Annotated in this window: 21 protein-coding genes, 1 tRNA gene and 1 pseudogene; 10 read left to right on the forward strand and 13 right to left on the reverse strand. The window is 69.9% G+C overall.

Features of this window, described 5'->3' with window-relative positions; translation table 11 throughout:
* Positions 1 to 5 precede the first annotated feature (5 nt).
* Positions 6 to 803, reverse strand: coding sequence for an ABC transporter ATP-binding protein (locus tag AB663_RS16385; RefSeq protein WP_067201691.1), 798 nt, complete (start codon positions 801 to 803; stop codon positions 6 to 8).
* Entirely contained in the window at positions 800 to 1,468 is a 669-nt protein-coding gene (locus AB663_RS16390; RefSeq protein ID WP_067201694.1) for a FadR/GntR family transcriptional regulator, read from the reverse strand. The genes AB663_RS16385 and AB663_RS16390 overlap by 4 nt, the downstream gene beginning before the upstream one ends.
* Positions 1,469 to 1,618: 150 nt before the next feature.
* Between AB663_RS16390 and AB663_RS16395 the strand changes: the two genes are divergently transcribed.
* Positions 1,619 to 3,280 (forward strand): 2-isopropylmalate synthase, encoded by a 1,662-nt coding sequence (locus AB663_RS16395; protein ID WP_442922677.1) that lies wholly within the window; start codon positions 1,619 to 1,621, stop codon positions 3,278 to 3,280.
* A gap of 184 nt (positions 3,281 to 3,464) precedes the next feature.
* Here the strand turns inward: AB663_RS16395 and AB663_RS16400 are convergent.
* The 4 genes from AB663_RS16400 to AB663_RS16415 all read right to left on the reverse strand — a co-directional run bounded on the left by AB663_RS16400 (position 3,465) and on the right by AB663_RS16415 (position 6,204).
* Positions 3,465 to 3,538, reverse strand: a tRNA-Arg gene (locus AB663_RS16400).
* A gap of 46 nt (positions 3,539 to 3,584) precedes the next feature.
* Positions 3,585 to 4,082, reverse strand: coding sequence for an HNH endonuclease (locus tag AB663_RS16405; RefSeq protein WP_067202922.1), 498 nt, complete (start codon positions 4,080 to 4,082; stop codon positions 3,585 to 3,587).
* 325 nt (positions 4,083 to 4,407) lie between these two features.
* Positions 4,408 to 5,136, reverse strand: coding sequence for a M23 family metallopeptidase (locus AB663_RS16410; protein ID WP_232304580.1), 729 nt, complete (start codon positions 5,134 to 5,136; stop codon positions 4,408 to 4,410).
* 366 nt (positions 5,137 to 5,502) lie between these two features.
* Positions 5,503 to 6,204 (reverse strand): metal-dependent transcriptional regulator, encoded by a 702-nt coding sequence (locus AB663_RS16415; RefSeq protein ID WP_067201700.1) that lies wholly within the window; start codon positions 6,202 to 6,204, stop codon positions 5,503 to 5,505.
* Between the two features lie 99 nt (positions 6,205 to 6,303).
* Here AB663_RS16415 and serC point away from each other — a divergent pair, with 99 nt between their 5' ends.
* Complete coding sequence (serC, locus tag AB663_RS16420; RefSeq protein ID WP_067201703.1) at positions 6,304 to 7,416, forward strand: phosphoserine transaminase; 1,113 nt, start codon at positions 6,304 to 6,306, stop codon at positions 7,414 to 7,416.
* A gap of 39 nt (positions 7,417 to 7,455) precedes the next feature.
* On the opposite strand, the gene AB663_RS16425 is transcribed toward serC, so the two are convergent.
* Positions 7,456 to 8,064, reverse strand: coding sequence for a DUF3027 domain-containing protein (locus AB663_RS16425; RefSeq protein ID WP_067201707.1), 609 nt, complete (start codon positions 8,062 to 8,064; stop codon positions 7,456 to 7,458).
* Complete coding sequence (locus AB663_RS16430; RefSeq protein WP_067201711.1) at positions 8,048 to 8,428, reverse strand: cold-shock protein; 381 nt, start codon at positions 8,426 to 8,428, stop codon at positions 8,048 to 8,050. Before AB663_RS16430 ends, AB663_RS16425 begins: the two co-directional genes overlap by 17 nt.
* Before the next feature lie 95 nt (positions 8,429 to 8,523).
* Between AB663_RS16430 and AB663_RS16435 the strand changes: the two genes are divergently transcribed.
* From AB663_RS16435 to AB663_RS16460, 6 genes are all read left to right on the forward strand, one after another.
* On the forward strand, positions 8,524 to 8,793 hold the full coding sequence (locus tag AB663_RS16435) for a multidrug ABC transporter ATPase (RefSeq protein ID WP_067201715.1): 270 nt from the start codon (positions 8,524 to 8,526) through the stop codon (positions 8,791 to 8,793).
* Positions 8,794 to 8,803: 10 nt separating this feature from the next.
* Positions 8,804 to 10,507 carry a helicase-associated domain-containing protein gene (locus AB663_RS16440; RefSeq protein ID WP_067201718.1) on the forward strand — a complete coding sequence of 568 codons (1,704 nt, stop codon included), beginning with the start codon at positions 8,804 to 8,806 and terminating at the stop codon, positions 10,505 to 10,507.
* Between the two features lie 11 nt (positions 10,508 to 10,518).
* The gene (locus AB663_RS16445) at positions 10,519 to 12,159 is read left to right on the forward strand and encodes a DNA repair helicase XPB (RefSeq protein ID WP_067201721.1); all 1,641 of its coding nucleotides are present in this window, start codon (positions 10,519 to 10,521) and stop codon (positions 12,157 to 12,159) included.
* Between the two features lie 77 nt (positions 12,160 to 12,236).
* Positions 12,237 to 12,923: a response regulator transcription factor gene (locus AB663_RS16450; protein ID WP_067201725.1), complete on the forward strand. Its 687-nt coding sequence runs from the start codon at positions 12,237 to 12,239 to the stop codon at positions 12,921 to 12,923.
* Positions 12,924 to 12,956: 33 nt separating this feature from the next.
* Positions 12,957 to 14,636: a sensor histidine kinase gene (locus AB663_RS16455; RefSeq protein WP_083511296.1), complete on the forward strand. Its 1,680-nt coding sequence runs from the start codon at positions 12,957 to 12,959 to the stop codon at positions 14,634 to 14,636.
* A 146-nt stretch (positions 14,637 to 14,782) separates the two neighbouring features.
* Complete coding sequence (locus AB663_RS16460) at positions 14,783 to 15,070, forward strand: WXG100 family type VII secretion target (protein WP_067201729.1); 288 nt, start codon at positions 14,783 to 14,785, stop codon at positions 15,068 to 15,070.
* Between the two features lie 69 nt (positions 15,071 to 15,139).
* On the opposite strand, the gene groL is transcribed toward AB663_RS16460, so the two are convergent.
* The 4 genes from groL to AB663_RS16480 all read right to left on the reverse strand — a co-directional run bounded on the left by groL (position 15,140) and on the right by AB663_RS16480 (position 18,806).
* Complete coding sequence (gene groL, locus AB663_RS16465) at positions 15,140 to 16,759, reverse strand: chaperonin GroEL (protein WP_067201732.1); 1,620 nt, start codon at positions 16,757 to 16,759, stop codon at positions 15,140 to 15,142.
* Positions 16,760 to 16,874: 115 nt separating this feature from the next.
* A complete protein-coding gene (locus tag AB663_RS16470) occupies positions 16,875 to 17,441 on the reverse strand; it encodes a LytR C-terminal domain-containing protein (protein WP_335338556.1) in 567 nt (188 codons plus the stop codon).
* 105 nt (positions 17,442 to 17,546) lie between these two features.
* Positions 17,547 to 17,804 (reverse strand): DUF3263 domain-containing protein, encoded by a 258-nt coding sequence (locus AB663_RS16475; protein WP_067201738.1) that lies wholly within the window; start codon positions 17,802 to 17,804, stop codon positions 17,547 to 17,549.
* Between the two features lie 9 nt (positions 17,805 to 17,813).
* Positions 17,814 to 18,806, reverse strand: coding sequence for a DUF2332 domain-containing protein (locus AB663_RS16480; RefSeq protein ID WP_067201740.1), 993 nt, complete (start codon positions 18,804 to 18,806; stop codon positions 17,814 to 17,816).
* Positions 18,807 to 18,862: 56 nt separating this feature from the next.
* On the opposite strand from AB663_RS16480, the gene msrB reads away from it, so the two are divergent.
* Positions 18,863 to 19,267, forward strand: coding sequence for a peptide-methionine (R)-S-oxide reductase MsrB (msrB, locus tag AB663_RS16485; protein ID WP_067201743.1), 405 nt, complete (start codon positions 18,863 to 18,865; stop codon positions 19,265 to 19,267).
* Positions 19,264 to 19,794: pseudogene (locus AB663_RS16490) on the forward strand (nitroreductase family protein); the annotation flags it as partial. The gene msrB and the pseudogene AB663_RS16490, both read left to right, overlap by 4 nt.
* A gap of 149 nt (positions 19,795 to 19,943) precedes the next feature.
* Here AB663_RS16490 and AB663_RS16495 read toward each other — a convergent pair.
* Positions 19,944 to 20,894, reverse strand: coding sequence for a DMT family transporter (locus AB663_RS16495; RefSeq protein ID WP_067201746.1), 951 nt, complete (start codon positions 20,892 to 20,894; stop codon positions 19,944 to 19,946).
* Positions 20,895 to 20,919: the final 25 nt, after the last annotated feature.

Consider the following 20,919-nt stretch of genomic DNA (forward strand, 5'->3'; position numbering starts at 1 on the left):
CGGTCTCAGACCAGCATCCGCTTGCGGGCTCGCGCACTCCAGCGGCCGTCGACGTGCGCGACGTCGATCGGATGCCGGAACGCCTCGCTGATCGTCGCCGAGGTCACCACCTCGTCGACAGGACCGGCCGCGACCGCACGACCGTCGGCGATGACCAAGGCGTGCGTCGTGCTCTCCGGCAGCTCTTCGAGGTGGTGGGTCACGAGCACGGAGGCGACCTCTGGCGCGGAACGCGCAAGGTCGTCGATCGTCTCGAGCAACTGCTCGCGTGCGGCCACGTCGAGTCCCGTCGTCGGTTCGTCGAGCAGCAGCAGACCCGGGTCGGCCGCAAGGGCGCGCGCGATGAGCGAGCGCCCGCGCTCCCCCTGCGACATCGTGGGCCAGCGCACGTCGAGGCGGTCGCCAAGGCCGACGAGGGTGACGAGCTCGACGGCGCGCGCACGCTGTTCCTCGGTCGGCGCCCATCGCATCATCCGCTCGATCGTCCCCGTGAAGCCCGTGAGCACCACATCGAGTGCCGTGAGATCGGAGCGGATCGGATGCCGCGGGTTCACGTGGCCGATGTGCCGTCGCAGCTCCTGCATGTCGACCCTGCCGAGACGGTGCCCGAGGACGTCGACCGTGCCGGACGTCGGATGCGCCTGAGCACCGCAGAAGCCGAGGATCGTGCTCTTGCCAGCGCCGTTGGGGCCCAGGAGCGCCCAGTGCTCACCGGCGGCGACCGTCAGATCGATCCCGTGCAGGATCTCCGTGCCGTTGCGGCGGAAGGTGACCGCGTCGAGCCGCAGCACCTCCCCGCTCACGACAGCGCCTCCTTCAGCTCGCGCAGATGCTCGCGACTCTCGTGCGAGGCCGAGACCGGCTGCCTGTCGATCACCGTGCGTGCGAGGCTCTCGTGCCGCTGCTGATCTGCGGCACCGCCGTACTGGGAGCGGATCCGCAGCATCTCGACCATGGCCTGGCGCAGTCGCGGCGTGAGTCCGTCGAACAGCTCGAGCAGGACCGGGTTGTGGGCAGCGACGACGATGGCGCGATGGAACGCCGTGTCCGCGTCGACGTGGGTCTCGATGGAGGTCGCCGAGGCTGCTCGCGCCTCGAGCGCCTTGCGGATCGCGCGCACATCGGATGCGGTGCGACGGTCGGCGGCAAGGGCGGCAGCCTCCGACTCGATGGCGATCCTGGCCTCGATGACGCTGATGATGTCGGCGCGGCGCAGCACGGCATCCCAGTCTTCCGGAACGTCCAGGGCCATGACGAAGACGCCGGCCCCCTGCCGGGTGGCGAGCACACCCCGCCCGGCCAGCTGGCGGATGGCCTCGCGCACGGTGGACCGGCCGACGCCGAGCTGCGGCGCGAGGGTCGTCTCACCCGGGAGCCTCTGGCCGAGCTGCCACTCGCCGGCGCGGATGCGGTCGAGAAGGAGCTCCGCCGCCTGATCAGCCAGGGGCGTGCGCTGTATCTGTGCCATGCCGAGATCGTAGCAGCTTGACTTGTCAACTTGTCTGAGGAGTTGCTACCGTCTCGTTGCATGACTCCGCCCTCGTTCCCCACTCTCGCGACTCCGGCCGGCACGATCCCCCACGACGCTCCCGCGTGGAACCGACAGCGTCCGTCGCAGATGCCCTCGCATCGCTACCGTCCGGTACACGACCGCGTCGACCTCCCGCTCACCGAGCGCACCTGGCCGCAGCAGAGGCTGACCAGAGCCCCGCTCTGGGTCCCCGTCGACCTCCGCGACGGAAACCAGGCCCTCGCCGAGCCCATGGACCCCGCGCGCAAGCGACGCTTCTTCGAGCTGATGATCGCCATGGGCTACAAGGAGGTCGAGGTCGGCTACCCCTCGGCGTCGCAGACGGACTACGACTTCGTGCGCCTCATCGCAGAGACCGACCTCGCGCCCGACGACGTCACGATCGTCGTCTTCACCGCCGCGCGCCGCGACCTCATCGAGCGCACCGTCGCGTCAGTGCGGGGCATCCGCAACCCGGTCGTCATCCACGTGTACACCGCCACCGCCCCCACCTGGAGGGAGGTCGTGCTCGGGCGGTCGAGAGGAGACCTGGCCGACCTGATCCTCGCCGCGGGCACCGACGTCCTCGAACTCGCCGGACACCTGCCGCACGTGCGCTTCGAGTTCTCCCCCGAGGTGTTCAACCTCACGGAACCCGACTACGTGCTCGACGTGTGCGACGCCATGACCGCACTGTGGGATGCGTCGCCCGAGCGTCCCGTCATCCTCAATCTGCCCGCGACGGTCGAGATCGCCACCCCGAACGTGTACGCCGACCAGATCGAGTACATGCACCGCAACCTCGCGCGCCGCGACGGCGTGATCCTCTCGGTGCATCCGCACAACGACAGGGGCACCGGCATCGCGTGCGCTGAGCTGGCCCTGCTCGCCGGCGCCCAGCGGGTCGAAGGGTGCATCTTCGGCAACGGCGAGCGCACGGGCAACGTCGACATCGCCACGCTCGCCCTCAACCTGCACGCGCAGGGTGTCGATCCCATGATCGACTTCTCCGACATCGACGAGATCCGGCGCACGGTCGAGTACTGCAACGGCATCGAGGTGCATCCGCGGCATCCGTACGTCGGAGACCTCGTGCACACGGCGTTCAGCGGCACACACCAGGATGCGATCCGCAAGGGTATGGCCGAGCACAGAGAACGGGCAGCGGCGACCGGGATCGACGAACGCGACCTCGAGTGGCGCGTGCCGTACCTGCCAGTGGATCCTGCCGACCTCGGGCGCAGCTACGACGCGGTGATCCGCGTGAACTCGCAGTCGGGCAAGGGCGGCATCGCGTACCTGCTCGAGACCGGATTCGGCGTCGAGCTGCCACGGCGGATGCAGATCGATTTCGCGCGCGCAGTGCAGCAGCACGCGGATGCCGAGGGGGCAGAGCTCTCGGCATCCGACCTGTGGGCCCTGTTCGCGCAGACGTATCTCGACGCGGGCGACACCGCCCCGGCACTCGTCCACTACAGCGTCGACGACGCGCACACCGAGATCACGGTGCGCCTCGACGGCGTGGAGCACACGCACCGTGCGGCCGGCCTCGGACCCGTCGAAAGCCTCATCTCGGTGCTCGCAGCCGCGGGGACGGAGATCGAGGTGCTCTCGCTTCATCAGACGAGCGTCGAGGCCGGTGGGGGCAGCGACGCGCTCACTCTGATCGAATACCGCCGCGGCGCGAACGTCGAGTGGGCGGCGGGGAGAGCGCGTTCCGTCCTGGAGGCGAGCTTCGCTGCGGTGCTCCGGGCCGCCCGGCGGCACTGAGGACGGCCGCAGAGCCTGAGTGCCCTCGCGTCCCCACCGGCCACTCCACGCGCCGCAGATACGAAAGCGGCAATCGGCTAGAACCACGAGCGGCGCGCGGAGCCTCCAGGCCGGCGGGGCCCCACTGCAGAAGAGTCTGAGTCTGGGTGGTGAGCCACCCTCCGGGCGGCGCACCACCCAGACGTGCCCTCGACAGGATTCGAACCTGCGACCTGCCCTTTAGGAGAGGGCTGCTCTATCCAGCTGAGCTACGAAGGCGCGTCCCCAGTCTACGGGACGGCGGCCCGACCCCTTCGACGCGTGGTCAGGCCGCAAGGGCGAGGTACGGCTCCCAACGCGGATCGGTGCGCTCGGACCCGCGCACGGTCCACGCCGTGCCGTGCGGAGGGCGTGGCGTGAACCGCAGCTCCCACCGCATCTCCTGGGGCGTCCGGTCGCTCTTGAGGTTGTTGCACCGCAGGCAGCATGCGACGAGGTTCTCCCATGAGTCCGCGCCACCGCGGGAACGAGGCAGCACATGGTCGATGGTCGAGGCGGCCTTGCCGCAGTACCCGCAGCGGTGGTCGTCGCGCCGCAGCACGCCGCGTCGCGTGACGGGGACGCGGCGCCCGGCCGGAATGCGCACATAGCGCGAGAGGATGATGACGGCAGGGCGGTCATAGGCCCCGTGAGTCCCCCAGACGGGGTCGTCTTCGACCTTCTCGATCACGGTCGCCTTGTCGTTCATCACGAGCACCAGGGCTCGCTTGAACGACACGATCGCGAGCGGCTCGTATCCGGCGTTCAGGACCAGTGTGCGCATCGTCATCCTCTCGATCCGCCGGGACGGCTTCCCGGCACTCTCGACTCACACGAGGCCGCGCGGACGACAGAGCGTTCGCAGAGACGAAAAAAGGCGCTGTCTACAGACAGCGCCTCTCACGCACGGACAGACCGTGCCGTCCCTGCGGCCGATGCTGAAGGACGAGACGACCGAGGGCATCCATGGTGCGGATGCTCGGTAGTCGTTCCATCAGCCTCTCCCGCCTGTGCGACAACGGGATCAGGCTAACCCATCCCCGGCTGCTCGGGGCGAAACTCCCGGTGAACGTGAGGGAGCGTGTCAGGAACGGGCGGGCGGATGCCGGTCAGCCGGCGTTCGCGGCGAGCCAGCCGATGGGCTCCACGAGTCCGCCGTTGACCTTGACCTCGAAGTGCAGGTGGTTGGCCGTGGAACGACCGGTGCTGCCGACGAAGCCGATGAGCTGACCCGGCGCAACCGTCTGCCCCACCTGCACCTGTCGCGAACCGTAGGTCATGTGACCGTAGGTGGTCTCGACGCGCTGTCCGCCAACGACGCCGTCGATCACGACGCCGACGCCGTAGCCGTAGTAGCTCTCCGACGAGACCCGGACGACGCCCGCAGTCGCGGCGTAGATCGGTGTGCCCTGCGGCGACACCATGTCAGCACCGTTGTGGCCGCTGCCGAGTGTGCGCGAGACCCGGTACGAGCCCAGCGGCAGCGGGTAGCGCACCTCGCCGGAGCCGGGAGACACGAGGGCGTAGCTGCCGATGTTGAAGCTGCGCGAGGACGCCGACGCAGCCGAGGCCAGGGCAGCAGCTCGGGCCGCCGCGGCCTCTTCGGCCTTCTTCTTCGCGATCTCGTCGGGCGTCGTCGCACTGAACGACCCCCTGTCGACCGGCGCCGCGGTGGCCTCGGAGGCCACGACGAGCGACTGGGCGTCGACGGCCGCGAGCTGCTGCACCGTCATCGGCGCGGCATCCGCGGGCTTCGTGGCGGCGTAGGCCGGAAGGGCCACGGCGGCGACGAGAGCGCCGACCGCGCCGAAGATGGCGACGGATCGCAGAGGCTTCACGACCGACCGTGGAGCCGGCCGCGCCCCGCCTCGACGGGCGGGAACTCGATCTTCAGATGTCTTCGCGGTCGGTTCGATGTCTGCGGCCAAAATGTGGTCCTCCTGCGCCTGCACGCTTCGGGTAGCGCTGGCTCGTCGGCACTCTGCTTCTCGTGGCACGAATGTAGCTCGGGGTACTTTGTGCGTTCCTACCGTGAAGACGACGAGCTTGGAAGGCGATCCCCACGGGTAACCGGCAGCGGGCTTCTTCGCTGACGACCTGACCGAGGTTACCGGAAGATAACGATCATGTCACCCCGTCAACCTGGCAATCGCCGGGGAGCCGGCTGCCATCCCGCGGCCGAGCCGCGACGCTGACCGTCCGCCTCAGGCCGGATCGCCGACGAGGAAGATGTGCGAGGCGAGCTCGACCGGCAGCTCGAGGCCTTCGTCGCGGCCCTCCATGCGGATGAGCACGTATCCCTCGTTGAAGCGGTAGTCGCCCTTCGCGCCTGGTACGACGCCCGCCTCGCGCAACTGCTCCAGCAGCTCGGGGTCGACCTGCGCGGGCTCGGCGAGGCGGCGCACGGTGCCCTCGATCGGACCGCCGGCGGCGTTCAGCTTCTGCACGAGGCCGATCACACCCTCGTCGAACGTGCGCGCGGGGAGGTCTCCGAGCTGGTCGAGTCCAGGGATGGGGTTGCCGTACGGCGACTCGGTGGGGTGCCCGAGCAGTTCGACGAGGCGGCGCTCGACCTGCTCGCTCATCACGTGCTCCCAGCGGCACGCCTCTTCGTGCACGTACGCCCAGTCGAGGCCGATGACGTCGGACAGCAGCCGCTCGGCGAGGCGGTGCTTGCGCATGACGTCGACCGCCTTGCGGCGACCGGACTCCGTGAGCTCGAGCGTACGGTCCTCGGAGACGACGACGAGGCCGTCGCGCTCCATGCGCCCGACCGTCTGCGACACCGTCGGCCCGGAGTGACCCAGACGCTCGGAGATGCGTGCACGCAGCGGCACGATGTTCTCCTCCTCGAGCTCGAGGATGGTGCGGAGATACATCTCCGTGGTGTCGATCAAGTCCGTCATCTGGCCCTCCGGGTCTTCTTAGGCAAGCCTACATTCCCCTGTGCGCCTCGGAGCGTCACGCGACACGGTGGCATGACCCGCTCACCCTAGAATCGACGCATGGCGATCGAGATTCCCCGTGACCTCCTGCCCGCTGACGGACGCTTCGGATGCGGCCCGTCCAAGGTCCGTGCCGAGCAGCTCGATGCGCTGCTCGTCGACGGCCCCTCGCTGCTCGGCACCTCGCATCGTCAGGCACCGGTGAAGAACCTCGTGGGGAGCGTGCGCGAGCGTCTCGCCAACCTCTTCCGTCTCCCCGATGGCTACGAGATCGTGCTCAGCAACGGCGGATCGACCGCGTTCTGGGATGCCGCGGCCTTCGGCCTCATCGAGAACCGCAGCCAGAACCTCGTCTTCGGCGAGTTCGGCGGCAAGTTCGCGGCGGCAGCGGGCGCACCCTGGCTGCAGGCCCCCGACGTGCGCAAGGCGGAGCCCGGCGCGCGCATCGGCGCCGAGGCCGTCGACGGCGTCGACGTCTATGCGTGGCCGCACAACGAGACGTCGACGGGCGTGTGGGCCCCCGTGGAGCGCGTCGCGGCAGACGGCGCCCTCACCGTGATCGACGCGACGAGCGCGGCCGGCGGCATCGACGTCGACATCGCGCAGGCGGACGTGTACTACTTCGCCCCCCAGAAGAACCTCGGCTCCGACGGCGGTCTCTGGTTCGCCGCGGTCTCCCCCGCCGCCATCGAGCGGATCGAGCGGATCGCGGCATCCGGCCGGTACATCCCCGAGTTCCTGAGCCTGAAGAACGCGGTCGACAACTCGCGCCTCAACCAGACGCTGAACACGCCGGCGCTGACGACCCTGCACCTCCTCGACTCGCAGCTCGGCTGGATCCTCGAGCGGGGCGGGCTCGAATGGGCTGCCGCACGCACGGCGGAGTCCTCCGGCGTCCTCTACGACTGGGCGGCCGAGTCAGCGGTCGCCACCCCGTTCGTGGCCGACCCGTCGCACCGCTCCCCCGTCGTCGTCACGATCGACTTCGACGAGAGCGTCGATGCCGCCGCGATCGCGAAGAGCCTGCGCGCGAACGGCATCGTCGATACCGAGCCCTACCGCAAGCTGGGCCGCAACCAGCTCCGCATCGCGACGTTCGTGTCGATCGAGCCGGATGACATCCGTCAGCTCACGCGCGCCCTCGACTACGTGCTCGCACACCAGGGCGCCTGAGGACGGGCCCGCGCGGCGCCGGACCGGCGCCGCGCGGGGTCACTCCTCGTCGTCGGAGTCGACGTCGCCGTCCTCGTCGGACTCGTCGTCGGAGTCGTCGTCCTCCTGATCGACGTCGTCATCGTCGTCGGAATCGTCAAGCTCGTCGATGTCGACGCCGTCCAGGTCGCCGGCGTGGAGGATGTCGGGCTCGTGGTCGTCGTCCAGCTCGTCGAGGTCGTCCACGTCCTCCACGAGCACCAGGTCGTCCTCGTCCGCGGCGGCCGTGACGTCGTCGCCCTCGGCATCCGTCTCCGCCGCAGCGGCCGCCGCCTGCTCGGCGAGCTCCGCCTGATGCGCGCGGTACTCCGCGAGCCGCTCGGCCCACGGCACCCACTCCGGCGCGAGCAGCGCCCCGTCACCGGGGAGCAGCTCGACCTCGAGCACGGTCGGCTCCTCTTCGGCGACGCGAGCCACCGTCACCGTCCAGTACCACCCGGGATACCCGGGAAGACGGTTCTCGAAACGCAGCGACACCGACCCGTCCTCCTCCGGCAGGTAGCCGGCGGCCGGACCGATCGTCGAGGCAGGCGTGATCTCCCGCAGAGCGGCGAGCGCGAGGTCGTGCGCGTCGACGAGACGCTGATCGACCTCAGGCTTCGAGGTCATCGGCGACCTTGCGCAGAACGGCCGCGATCTTCCGACCGTGGCTCGACGAGGGGTAACGGCCGCGGCGCAGGTCGCCGCCGATGCCGTCGAGGAGCTTCACGAGGTCCTCGACGATGATGGCCATGTCGTCAGCCGGCTTGCGCTTCGCCTTCGCGAGGCTCGGCGGCGCCTCGAGCACACGGACGGACAGCGCCTGCAGACCGCGCTTGCCGTCGGCCACGCCGAACTCCACGCGCGTGCCTGCCTTGACCGACGTGCCCGCGGGCATCGCGGAGGCGTGCAGGAAGACGTCCTGGCCCTCGTCGCTGGCGATGAAGCCGAAGCCCTTGTCTTCGTCGTAGAACCTGACCTTGCCGGTGGGCATGGGAGATACCTCGCTGAGTCACTGTGTGAGAAGAAGGCGCTCGTATGAGCGCCCTCCACAAGCCTACCGGTCGGCGACGCACTAGGCTGAGACGGATGAACGCCCAGAGTCCGGAACCCGAGGTCCGCCGCATCGACCGAGTCCTGGCCTTCACCGCCCTCGGGCTGGCCGCGGCCTCGATCATCTGCTTCTTCGCGATCATCATCGGGACCGCCGTCGGGATGGACCAGGCGGACTTCGGCGAAGGAGCCTGGCCGTTCGTCGCGGCGATCCCCTACTGGGGCCTGCCGATCGCGTTCGTGCTCATCATCACCCTCCTCGTGATGAGCTTCGTGCGGAAGGGACGCGCGCAGTCGCGCCCTTGAGGTTCGCCGCATGACCACGCACGCGCGTCCGCTCGCCGAATGGCTGGCCGCGCTGAGCGACGAGCAGCTGTCGGATCTCTTCCGCGCCAGGGATGTGCGCGCGGATGCCGCCTGGCACGACTTCTTCGATGCCGCGGAGGCCCTGCTCGAGCCGTCCGCGATCGCGAGGGCGCTCCCCGCGCTGACCGACACCGAAGCGAGGGCGCTGATCTCCGCCCGCGACGGCCGCGGGTCGCGCGACCGCGCTGCCGACCTCAGAGCGTTCGCTCTGCTTCGCCCCGATAACACTCCGTGGCCGGAGGTGACGGCGGCTCTGAGCGATCGCGATGCACCCCCACCAGCCACCGAGGCCCCGCCGCATCCGTCGGACGAACGCGCGTCGGCTCACGCCGCAGAGCGCGCGTTCACCACCGTGGCGACGGTGGCCGACCTCCTGCTCCTCGCACGGGACCGACCGTTCGCGCTGCTCACCGGAGGCACGGTCAGCGCTGCAGAGAAGCGACAGCTCGCCGACGCCGGCATCCCCGCCGACGCCGTCGATCCCCTGCTGGCGATCGCGACGGATGCCGGACTCGCGGTCGCCGACGATCGCAGGCTGCGCACGACAGCCGACGCCGAGCCGTGGCTGCGCGCTGCGGTCGTCGACCGGTGGGGCGTGCTCGCCCAGGGCTTCCGCGGCGCGCTCCCCCGCGGTGTGCGCACGTCCGAGGGCGGATGGCGGCCACCCGCTGCCTGGCCCGACGCCCACCCGTGGGACGTCGCCTGGCACGAGCGCAGCACGGCGCTGATCGAGCGGGCGCGCCTCCTCGGGCTCATCGCCGACGACGGGACCGAACCCGAGTGGGCCGCAGTCCTGCGGCGAGGGGAGGTTCCCCGTCCCTCGTCTCTCGCGGCGCTGCTGCCGCCCGAGGTCGACCGCATCTTCCTGCAGAACGACTTGAGCGCCATCGCCCCCGGTCCTCTCGCGCCGGCACTGGACGTACGACTCCGCACGCTCGCCGGCCGCGAGTCAGCGGCCCAGGCGTCGTCGTACCGCTTCACCCCGGAGTCGATCGCCCGCGCTCTGGTGCTCGGGGAGACGGAGCAGTCGATCCTGGATTTCCTCGGCGAGATCTCCCTCACCGGCATTCCGCAGCCGTTGCAGTACCTCATCGGACAGACGGCGCAGCGGCACGGCCTCGTGCGCGTCTCGGCGGACCCTGCCACCGGGCGCACCCGCATCGAGAGCGCGGACGGCACGCTCATCGACGCCATGAGCGTCGACCAGGCGCTGCGTCCGCTCGGCCTGCGCCGGGACGACGACGCGCTGACGACCAAGGTCGGCTCAGACACGGCGTACTGGGCCCTCGTGGAGGCGCGCTACCCTGCGACGCTCGTCGACGAACACGGCACGCCGCTCACAAGCGACCGGCATCCGGCTGCCACGCCATCCCCTCGCCCCTCCACCGACTACACCGCGCTGATCGCCTCGCTGCGTTCGCACCAGGGGCCGGATGCCGACGCCGCCTGGCTCGACCGCGAGCTCGAGGCCGCCGTGCGCACGAGGGCGCTGCTGCGCGTGAGCGTCGGGATGCCAGACGGGTCCACGCGCGAGCTGCTGCTGGAGGCGACCGGCCTGGGCGGTGGACGGCTGCGCGGGCGCGACCGCGCGGCCGACGTGGAGCGCACGCTCCCGGTGTCGAGCATCCGCGCCGCCTCCATCGTCGAGCAGTAGACTGGTCTGCTATGTCTGATGGCCCCCTGATCGTGCAGAGCGACCGCACCGTGCTGCTCGAGGTCGCGCATCCGGATGCCGAGAGCGCCCGCCATGAGCTGGCGATCTTCGCCGAACTCGAGCGGGCTCCCGAGCACATCCACACGTACCGCATCACGCGCCTGGGCCTCTGGAACGCACGCGCAGCGGGCCACACCGCCGAAGACATGCTCGAGACGCTCGACCGCTGGTCGCGCTTCCCCGTTCCGCCCTCCGTCGCGGTCGACCTGCGCGAGACGGTGAACCGCTACGGCCGCCTCGTCATCGAGCGCGACGACGAGGGCACGCTGATCCTGCGCTCCACCGACCCCGCCGTGCTGACCCAGGTCGCCGGGAACAAGCGCATCCAGCCGCTGCTGCTCTCCCACCCCACGCCCGAGACGTTCGTCGTCGACGCGTGGGCCCGAGGACAGATCAAGCAGGAGCTGCTGAAGCTCGGCTGGCCCGCGGAGGACCTCGCCGGCTACACGCCGGGCACGCCGCACGAGATCGACCTGACGGAGGACGGGTGGCAGATCCGTCCCTACCAGCAGGATGCCGTCGACGCGTTCGCGAAGGACGGCTCGGGCGTGGTGGTCCTCCCCTGTGGCGCCGGGAAGACGATCGTCGGGGCGGGCGCCATGGCGGCGACGAAGACGACGACCTTGATCCTCGTGACGAACACGGTGTCTGCACGCCAGTGGCGCGACGAGCTGCTGAAGCGCACGACCCTCACGCCGGACGAGATCGGCGAGTACTCGGGTCAGGCGAAGGAGATCAAGCCGGTCACCATCGCGACTTATCAGATCCTCACGGCGAAGCGGAAGGGGCAGTACGCCCACCTGGCACTGCTCGATGCCCTCGACTGGGGGCTCATCGTCTACGACGAGGTGCACCTGCTCCCCGCCCCTGTGTTCAAGCTCACGGCCGACCTGCAGGCACGACGCCGCATCGGCCTCACCGCGACCCTCGTGCGCGAGGACGGACGAGAGGGCGACGTCTTCAGCCTGATCGGACCCAAGCGCTTCGACGCACCCTGGAAGCAGATCGAGGCCCAGGGATTCATCTCGCCCGCCGTCTGCTACGAGGTCCGCGTCGACCTGCCACCCGGCGACCGGTTGGAGTACGCCGCGGCCACCGACGACGAACGCTACCGGCTCGCGGCATCGGCGCCCGCGAAGATCGACGCGGTGCGTGAGCTGATCGCCAAGCATCCCGACGAGCAGATCCTCGTGATCGGGCAGTATCTCGACCAGCTCGACACGCTGTCCGAGGCGTTGGACGCCCCGCAGATCACCGGGTCGACGCCGGTCGACGAACGCGAAGAGCTCTACAGGCAGTTCCGCGAGGGCGAGATCCGGCTGCTCGTGGTGTCGAAGGTGGCCAACTTCTCGATCGATCTGCCCGAGGCATCCGTGGCCATCCAGGTGTCCGGGTCGTTCGGGTCCCGCCAGGAGGAGGCTCAGCGTCTGGGTCGCCTCCTGCGGCCCAAGCAGTCGGGCCACACGGCGAGCTTCTACACGCTCGTGGCACGCGACACCATCGATCAGGACTACGCGCAGAACCGCCAGCGGTTCCTCGCCGAGCAGGGGTACAGCTACACGATCATGGACGCGGACGCCATCGCGGCGTGAACGCGACCGGAGCGCGAGGAAACGCCATTCCGGCGAATGATCAGCCCGCGCATGGCCCGAGTCACCATAATGGGGACATGACTGCTGCGCGCATCCTGGTCGTCGACGACGAGCCGAACATCCGCGACCTGCTTTCAACGGGTCTCAGCTTCGCCGGGTTCCAGGTGAAGACGGTGGCCAACGGCGCCGCCACCATCTCGGCGGTGCTGGAGGAGGAGCCCGACCTCATCATCCTCGACGTGATGCTCCCCGACATGAACGGGTTCAGCGTCACCAAGCGCCTGCGCGGCGCCGGGTTCACCGCGCCCATCCTGTTCCTCACCGCGAAGGACGGCACCGAGGACAAGATCGAGGGACTCAACGCAGGCGGCGACGACTACGTCACCAAGCCGTTCAGCCTCGACGAGATCGTCGCTCGGGCCCAGGCCATCCTTCGTCGCACCATGCAGGCCGACGAGGAGTCGATCATCCGCGCGGGCGAGCTGACCATGGATCAGGACACGCACGATGTGCACGTCGGCAAGGAGTCCATCGAGCTCAGCCCCACCGAGTTCAAGCTGCTGCGCTACCTCATGCTCAACCCCAATCGCGTGCTGTCGAAGGCGCAGATCCTCGACCACGTCTGGGAGTACGACTTCAACGGCGACGCCGGCATCGTGGAGAGCTACATCTCGTACCTCCGCCGCAAGATCGACCCGCACACCGAGGAGTCGCTCATCCAGACCAAGCGCGGCTTCGGCTACATGCTCAAGGTCGGCAAGTAGCACACGATCTCGGCACGACCATGGGAGGGCCGCATGGCGCACAAGCCTGACGCGGTCACCCGCTGGTGGCGGGCGATCAGCCTGCGCGCGAAGGTGACCGGGGTGACGGTCGCGGTGCTCGCCCTCGGACTCCTCGTCGCGGGCCTCGGCACCGTGCCTATCCTGCGCACGACGCTCGTCGACAACATCGACGCGCAGTTGCCCGCCCTGGTGTCGTCCGACCTCACCGGGCGGTACTTCGACGTCGACACGTCGAGCGGCGAACCGGTCTACCGACCGAAGGAACCGCCGCGCGACTTCTTCTTCGCCATCTATGACGCCGCAGGAGTCCTGCGCGCGACGGCGGGCGGGGGCAACGGCGCGGCCACCCCGCTCTTCCCGTCGACCTACACGCCGCTGCAAGCGCAGGCGAACGCCGACGCGAAGTTCACGCTCGAGGGCACCAAGGGCGCCACCTTCCGCGCCGCAGTGGCGAGCACCACGGGCGAAGGCGGCGCATTGCAGGTGCAGCTCGTCGCCATGCCCCTGTCGGCCGCGGACAGGATCATCAGCCAGTACTTCGGCATCTACATCACCGTGGCGCTCATCACCATCGTGATCGCGGCGCTGCTGATCCGGGGGCTCGTCACTCTCACGTTCCGGCGGCTCGGACAGGTGGAGTCCACGGCCATGGCCATCGCCGCGGGCAACTTCAGCCAGCGCCTGACCGATCTCGAGCCGACGACCGAGGTCGGGCGCCTCAATGCCGCCATCAACGCCATGCTCGACAGGGCCGACCATTCGCTCGCCCAGCGCGATCGCACGGTGCAGCAGATGCGACGGTTCATCGGCGATGCGAGCCACGAGCTGCGCACGCCGCTCGTCAGCGTCCGCGGCTACGCCGAGCTCTACCGCATGGGCGCGATCAAGGGCGAGGAAGACACCGCGCGGGCCATGGAGCGGATCGAGAAGGAAGCGATCCGCATGGGCGTGCTGGTGGAGGATCTGCTGGCGCTCGCGCGTCTCGACGAGGAACGCGAGATCGAGATCGAGCCTCTCGACCTCCGCCCGATCGCACGCGACGCGGCCCTCGACGTGCGCGCCGCCGCACCGGGGCGCACGGTGACCGTGGTCGACCGCACCGTCGACGCCCCGCTCATCGAGGTGACCCCGCGCACCGAGCCGACACCTCAGCCACCGGCGCCACGCGGCCTGTCGCGCGCCGCGCTCTCGCGGCTCCGCCGCCGCCCGCGCACCCCGCAGGTGCCCGCGATCGACTTCACCGAGGCCACGGACATCCCCGTGCGCACGCCGCCGATCGTGCTCGGCGAGGAGAACAAGGTGCGGCAGGTCGTCACCAACCTCCTCGGCAACGCCCGTCGGTTCTCGCCCGAGGAGAGTCCGATCGAGATCGTCGTCGACGCCGACCGTGTCAAGGGCACCGGCAGCATCGCCGTCGTCGACCACGGCGAGGGCATCCCGCCGCAGATCCGCGAGCAGATCTTCGAGCGCTTCTGGCGCGCCGACACGTCGCGTGCTCGAGAGACGGGAGGCTCCGGTCTGGGTCTCGCCATCGTGGCCTCGATCGTGAAAGCCCTGCACGGCAGCGTCACCGTCTCGGAGACACCGGGCGGCGGCGCGACGTTCACCGTGACGCTCCCGCTGGCCCCCGCCCGCGCCACGCCGGCGCACCTGCTGCAGGACACGCAGCCGCTGGACCCGCTGGACCTCTGAGCCCGCGGCGGGCCCGGTCGCTCGACTCCCCCTGCACAGCGAGGCCGCTGCGGTGCTTGTGCACAGCATCCGGCGGATCGGTGGAATGTTCCCTTCTCGCGGGTCCGCCGGCTCCTATCGTCGGAAGCCCAACGAGAGGAGATCCCATGTCCGTCTTCACCGTCGACACCGATGCGGTCCGATCCGCCGAGGCCGCCGCCATCGCCACGATGGAGCGTCTGCGCACGGAATCCACCACGCTGACGGCGCAGCTGACGCAGCTGCAGTCGTCGTGGACGGGGACCGCGTCGAGCGCGTTCCAGAGCTGCGTCGAGCAGTGGCGCGGCACGGCGCTGCACGTCGAGCAGTCGCTCGAGTCGATCGGCTCGTCGCTGGGCGGCGCCGCCACGCAGTACGCGGATGCCGACCTGTACTCGGCGAGCCTCTTCCGCTGACCACAGCCGAAGACGCGGCAGCGCCCCCGCCGAATCGGCCGGGGCGCTGCTGTCAGAGGATCGACGGACTCAGAAATCCATGCCGCCCGTGGGGTCGCCCGCGGGAGCGGCGGCCTTCTCGGGCTTGTCGGCGACGACGGCCTCGGTGGTGAGGAAGAGACCGGCGATCGAGGCGGCGTTCTGCAGCGCAGAACGGGTCACCTTCGCCGGGTCGATGATGCCCTGTGCGAACATGTCACCGTACTCACCGGTCGCGGCGTTGAGGCCCTGACCAGCCGGCAGCTCGGCGACCTTGTTCGCCACGACGCCCGGCTCGAGACCGGCGTTGAGAGCGATCTGCTTGAGCGGAGCCTCGATCGCCACGCGGACGATGTTCGCACCGGTCGCCTCGTCGCCCGAGAGCGAGAGCGCCTCGAGGGCCTTGGCACCCGACTGGATCAGCGCGACGCCACCACCGGGGACGATGCCCTCCTCGACGGCCGCCTTCGCGTTGCGGACGGCGTCCTCGATACGGTGCTTGCGCTCCTTGAGCTCGACCTCCGTCGCGGCACCCGCCTTGATGACGGCGACGCCGCCGGCGAGCTTCGCGAGGCGCTCCTGCAGCTTCTCGCGGTCGTAGTCGCTGTCGGTGTTCTCGATCTCGCGGCGGATCTGCGTGACGCGACCCTCGATCTGCGCAGCATCACCGGCACCCTCGACGATGGTGGTCTCATCCTTGGTGACGATGACCTTGCGAGCACGGCCGAGCAGGTCGAGCGTCGCGTTCTCGAGCTTGAGGCCGACCTCCTCGGTGATGACCTGGCCACCCGTGAGGATCGCGATGTCCTGCAGCTGAGCCTTGCGGCGGTCGCCGAAGCCGGGAGCCTTGACGGCGACCGACTTGAAGATGCCCTTGAGCTTGTTCAACACGAGCGTCGCGAGAGCCTCGCCCTCGACGTCCTCGGCGATGATGACGAGCTCCTTGCCGTCCTGGATCACCTTGTCGACGATCGGCAGAAGGTCCTTGATGTTCGAGATCTTCTGGTTGGCGATGAGGATGTACGGGTCCTCGAAGACGGCCTCCTGGCGCTCCGGGTCCGTGACGAAGTAGGGGTTGAGGTAGCCCTTGTCGAAGCGCATGCCCTCGGTGAGCTCGAGCTCGGTGCCGAAGGTCTGCGACTCCTCGACCGTGACGACACCCTCCTTGCCGACCTTGTCGATGGCCTCGGCGATGAGCTCGCCGATCGCCTGGTCTGCGGCGGAGATCGACGCGGTCGCGGCGATCTGCTCCTTCGACTCGATCTCCTTGGCGTTGCTCAGCAGCTCCTCGGTGATGGCGGCGACGGCCTTCTCGATGCCGCGCTTGAGCGAGATGGGGTCGGCGCCGGCCGCGACGTTGCGCAGACCCTCGCGGACCAGGGCCTGTGCCAGGACCGTGGCGGTGGTGGTGCCGTCACCCGCGACGTCGTCGGTCTTCTTCGCGACCTCCTTGACGAGCTCCGCGCCGATCTTCTCGTACGGGTCGTCCAGCTCGATCTCCTTGGCGATCGACACACCGTCGTTCGTGATCGTGGGGGCGCCCCACTTCTTCTCGAGCACGACGTTGCGGCCACGCGGGCCGAGGGTCACCTTGACGGCGTCGGCGAGGATGTTCAGGCCGCGCTCGAGGCCGCGGCGGGCCTCCTCATCGAAAGCGATGATCTTTGCCATGAGTTTTGTCGTCCCTCCTGGACGTAGACGTTGGGTTTAGCACTCAGAGTCAGCGAGTGCTAACGCCATTCTGGCACTCGACACCTTCGAGTGCAAGCCGCCGGGAGGGCGCGGGTCAGGGTGCCGGGGTCTCCCCCGCCGCCCCGGCGCGATCGAGGCCGATGACCACGACGAGCTGCTTGCCGCCGGTGTCGTTCTGCCCCGCATAGAAGTCGCTCTGCTGCACGTCGGCACCTCCGATGAGACCGGCGAGTCCGATCGCGGCCGCCTCGTCCTCGTCGGCCACGTAGTACACCGTCGTCGTCTCGAAGTCCTGGCTCGCGCTGTCGCTCGCGAACACCGTGTCGGCGGCCCATCCCTCGTTGATCAGCTGGTCGCGCAGCTGGGCGTCGAGTCCCTCATCCGGCGAGGCGTTGAGGATCATCACGGAGTAGCTCGTGTCGACGACGCCGGTCTCCTCGGGCGTCGGAACGGAGGTGGGTGCGGCGTCGGGGAACAGCGAGATGCGTCCCATCACGACGAGGGATCCGAAGATCCCCGCGATGATGAGGACGAGGGCGGCGACGAACGACCACAGCAGAACGACCCAGCCGTTCATGCCCGGGGCCTCGGCGCGGTGCGCCCCTACGCGCCCGGACGAACGGGGGACGTCATCGAATCGGTCTCGGGAGGGCTTGGACACCCCTCGATGCTAGTGGCACGTGCCTGGGATTCCGCATCGCGACGCCATCCGCGACGGCTCCGTCGCAGCGCCGCGCGCGGCTGGAGGCCCGGAGCACCCGGTCGCTCAGCCGGCGAACCCCGGAGTGCGCGCACGACGTCTCGACGCCCTGGCGTCACGGAGCCGACGGAGCCGTCCGACCAGCAGGGGGTCGTACTCGAGCGCCGCCTCCGACTCGATGAGGCGGCCCAGCAGCTGGTAGTACCGCGCGGCGCTCATGCCGAGCTGGGCGCGGATGAGCTCCTCCTTGGTGCCGCTGTGCCGCGGCCATGCCGTCTCGATCGCGAGGATCGCGCGATCGCGGTCGGTGAGCTCTCCCAGCATGGCTCCAGGCTACGTCGCAGAGCGCATCTCACCCGCGCGCCACTCCCATGTCCTCCCGAGCGGATCGGCGGACGCGCGCACGCCACCGTCGAGCGCGACGACGAAGCCGTCCCACGACGCGGCATCGACGGCCGGCCGCCACACGTCGAGGAGTGCAGGCGGGTCGATCGTGAGCCAGTGCGCATCCAGCTCCTGGAGACGACGGACCAGAGCGGCACGCGGCTCTCGCGGGATGTGCACGAGCACGCCGGGAGTGGTGACGACGAGCGTCGCATCCGACGGCGTGGCCGCGACCAGTTCGTCGAGCCTGTCCCCCGCGTCTCCCGTCAGGAGGAGCGCCGGTTCGGATGCTGCGATGTCGAGGGCCGCGGCCACCCGCTCCGCCCTTCGCGCCTCCCCCGGCCAGACGAGTGCTTGCAGCCACCGCCGGTCGGCGTCGAGCCTCGCGTCGAGCGGAGCCAGATCGATGCCGGCCCGCCACACGACCTCCGGCATCCGCATCTCGGGGAGCGGGCCCGTGACCGTGCTCTCCAGCACGACCTTCGACGGGCCGTCGACGGGGTCGACGGCCGCTCGGAGCTCCCCGGAAGCTCCCCGCACACGGTACGAATAGCGGTCGGGGTAGAGGCACAGCCCGGCCGAGGCGCCGATCTCGAGCAGGGCGAGCGGACCGCAGAGCTCGCTGAGCACGGGCAGAAGCGGCGCGAGCCGCAGCGGCTCGTTCGTCTGCAGCCGTCGCGACGCGCACTCCTCCACGACGGCGTCGGCGTGCGCGAGCAGGAACGCACGCCAGGTGCCGTAGCCCGCCAGCGGCGCGCCGAGCATCCGGGTCACGGCGAAGACGAGCGGCGGCTGGCGGCGCGTCTCCGGGATCCGGGCGAGGACATCTCGCACGGCTCGGTCGTCCGCGACGCCGGCGGCCCATTCCCGGTACAGCTCGCTCCGGCCCGGAGCCTCCTCACGGGCGAAGCGGGCGAAGCGCTGCTGCACGGCATCCGTCATCCCTCCATTGTGTCCGCAGGCGCCCGCTCGTCCGCCGGAAGGGGGAGAATGGAGTCATGTCCTACAGCGTGAACAAGAGCGAAGACGAGTGGCGCGAGGAGCTCTCGCCCGACCAGTACGCGGTGCTGCGCCAGGCGGCGACCGAACGCGCGTGGACGGGCGAGCTGCTCGACGAGAAGCGCGCGGGACTCTACACCTGCGGCGCGTGCGGCGCCGAGCTCTTCAAGAGCGGCACGAAGTTCGACTCCGGATGCGGATGGCCGAGCTTCTATGAGTCGATCCGCCCCGACGCTGTGGAGCTGCTCGAGGACACGAGCCTCGGCATGGTCCGCACCGAGGTGCGGTGCGCGGCGTGCGGCTCGCATCTGGGGCACGTGTTCCCCGACGGCTTCGGCACGCCGACCGGTGACCGCTACTGCATGAACTCGATCGCGCTGAACTTCACGCCCGACGCGTCGTGAGCGCGCTGGAGGCCGTGCGCGCACGGCAGTCCTGGTCGAAGGTGACCGCCGAGGCCCCGACGCATGAGGAGCTGCTGCCCCTCGTCGCCGCGGCGGGCCGGGTCGCCGATCACTCGTCGCTGCAGCCGTGGCGGCTCATCGAGCTTCGCGGTGACGACCGCGAACGGCTGGGCGCGGCCATCGCCGTGGCGCAGGGAGACGAGTCGCCGTCGTCGAAGCCGTTGCGCGCGCCTCTCCTCATCGCCGTGGTGGCCAGCTACCGGCACAGCGAGAAGGTGCCGCGGTGGGAGCAGGAGGCCGTGGCATCCGGCGTCGCGCACATGCTGAGCCTGCTCCTGGACGAGGCCGGCTGGGGCGTCATCTGGCGCACCGGTCACTACACGAGGGCGAGGGCCGTCGCCGTGGCGCATGGGCTGCGTGAAGACGAGGAGCTGCTCGGCTGGCTTTACGTGGGCGGCAAGCCCGAGGGCAAGGGTCCCGGTCGCCGGAAGCCCGTCGACGCCGAGGGCCTCCTCACCCGGATGCCGGACACCGCGCAGCGCACGGCCGCAGCCGCCGCGCCGGTGCCTGCGGACGAGAAGGCCGCCAGGAAGGCCGAGAAGAAGGCGGCCGAGAAAGCCGAGAAGCGGGCGAAGAAGGCGAAGAAGAAGGCCGCGAAGGCCGCCGCGAAGGACGACTAGCGGCTGGCCCGACGGCGCCGACGAGGAACCGCCACGACTACCGAGGCCACGGCGACGACCACCATCGCCGCGATCTGCCATGGCGCTGGTCCGGATGCCGCCGGCCACACGAGGTCGATGCCCACGGATGCCGCGAGCTGACCGAGCACCGATCCGAGCCCCATGAGGAGCACGCCGGTGTGCGCCACGATGAACGCGCCGAGCAGGATGTAGGCGAAGCCCAGCAGTCCGCCGAGGTAGAGCCACGGCTCCGCGGGAGGCGCCTGGGGCACGCCCCGGAAGAGGATGCTGACGCCTGCGGCGAGCGCGAGGGCGACCGTTCCCGCGAGGAAGCTCATCAGGGTGGCCGTGATCGGCGACTGCACGCGCTGAGCGAGACGCCCGTTCGCCGCAGCCTGCCAGGCTATGCCCACGCCTGCGGCGAAGGGCAGCAGCAGCATCCACAGCGGCGCGGTGGCGAGCACGTCGCCGCTGAGCGAGATCGCCACGGCCGCGAGCGCCAGCAGCCCTCCGAGCACGCGTCCTGGTGTCACGGCCACGACGCCTGCGGGGCCGAAGCCGATGCGGTCGAGGACGAGACCGTGCAGCGTCTGCCCCGCGACGACTCCGACGGTGAAGAGCGAGACGCCCAGCACCCCGGCGGTGACGCCCTGGGTCGACACGGTGAGCGCGCCACATGCACCGCCGAGGAGCATCCAGAACGGCACGTCGCCCGTGCGGATGCCCCGCCACAGCCGGACGACTCCGCTCCGGGCCGACGGCAGCAGCGGGATCACGGAGATGAGCACGACCAGGCCGACGGAGAAGGAGATGAAGCCGGCGACGATGCCGTTGTCGACCCGCACCCCGAGCACACCGTTCACGCGTGCCTGGACAGCGGTCATGACGCCAATGGCGACGGCCCCGCCCAGGGCGACGGGGGCGGGGAGGCGTCGGCTGTCGGTCACCTGTCGACCCTACCCGAGCCGGTGT

It is taken from the genome of Microbacterium sp. XT11, from assembly GCF_001513675.1.
GTDB lineage: Bacteria > Actinomycetota > Actinomycetes > Actinomycetales > Microbacteriaceae > Microbacterium.

Bases quoted from the DNA above. Each gene is read 5' to 3' on its own strand.
- AB663_RS16390 (WP_067201694.1), bottom strand. From the start codon at position 1,468: ATGGCACAGATACAGCGCACGCCCCTGGCTGATCAGGCGGCGGAGCTC.
- AB663_RS16395 (WP_442922677.1), top strand. From the start codon at position 1,619: ATGCCCTCGCATCGCTACCGTCCGGTACACGACCGCGTCGACCTCCCG.
- AB663_RS16405 (WP_067202922.1), bottom strand. From the start codon at position 4,082: ATGCGCACACTGGTCCTGAACGCCGGATACGAGCCGCTCGCGATCGTG.
- AB663_RS16415 (WP_067201700.1), bottom strand. From the start codon at position 6,204: ATGACGGACTTGATCGACACCACGGAGATGTATCTCCGCACCATCCTC.
- serC (WP_067201703.1), top strand. From the start codon at position 6,304: ATGGCGATCGAGATTCCCCGTGACCTCCTGCCCGCTGACGGACGCTTC.
- AB663_RS16425 (WP_067201707.1), bottom strand. From the start codon at position 8,064: ATGACCTCGAAGCCTGAGGTCGATCAGCGTCTCGTCGACGCGCACGAC.
- AB663_RS16430 (WP_067201711.1), bottom strand. From the start codon at position 8,428: ATGCCCACCGGCAAGGTCAGGTTCTACGACGAAGACAAGGGCTTCGGC.
- AB663_RS16435 (WP_067201715.1), top strand. From the start codon at position 8,524: ATGAACGCCCAGAGTCCGGAACCCGAGGTCCGCCGCATCGACCGAGTC.
- AB663_RS16440 (WP_067201718.1), top strand. From the start codon at position 8,804: ATGACCACGCACGCGCGTCCGCTCGCCGAATGGCTGGCCGCGCTGAGC.
- AB663_RS16445 (WP_067201721.1), top strand. From the start codon at position 10,519: ATGTCTGATGGCCCCCTGATCGTGCAGAGCGACCGCACCGTGCTGCTC.
- AB663_RS16450 (WP_067201725.1), top strand. From the start codon at position 12,237: ATGACTGCTGCGCGCATCCTGGTCGTCGACGACGAGCCGAACATCCGC.
- AB663_RS16455 (WP_083511296.1), top strand. From the start codon at position 12,957: ATGGCGCACAAGCCTGACGCGGTCACCCGCTGGTGGCGGGCGATCAGC.
- AB663_RS16460 (WP_067201729.1), top strand. From the start codon at position 14,783: ATGTCCGTCTTCACCGTCGACACCGATGCGGTCCGATCCGCCGAGGCC.
- groL (WP_067201732.1), bottom strand. From the start codon at position 16,759: ATGGCAAAGATCATCGCTTTCGATGAGGAGGCCCGCCGCGGCCTCGAG.
- AB663_RS16475 (WP_067201738.1), bottom strand. From the start codon at position 17,804: ATGCTGGGAGAGCTCACCGACCGCGATCGCGCGATCCTCGCGATCGAG.
- AB663_RS16480 (WP_067201740.1), bottom strand. From the start codon at position 18,806: ATGACGGATGCCGTGCAGCAGCGCTTCGCCCGCTTCGCCCGTGAGGAG.
- msrB (WP_067201743.1), top strand. From the start codon at position 18,863: ATGTCCTACAGCGTGAACAAGAGCGAAGACGAGTGGCGCGAGGAGCTC.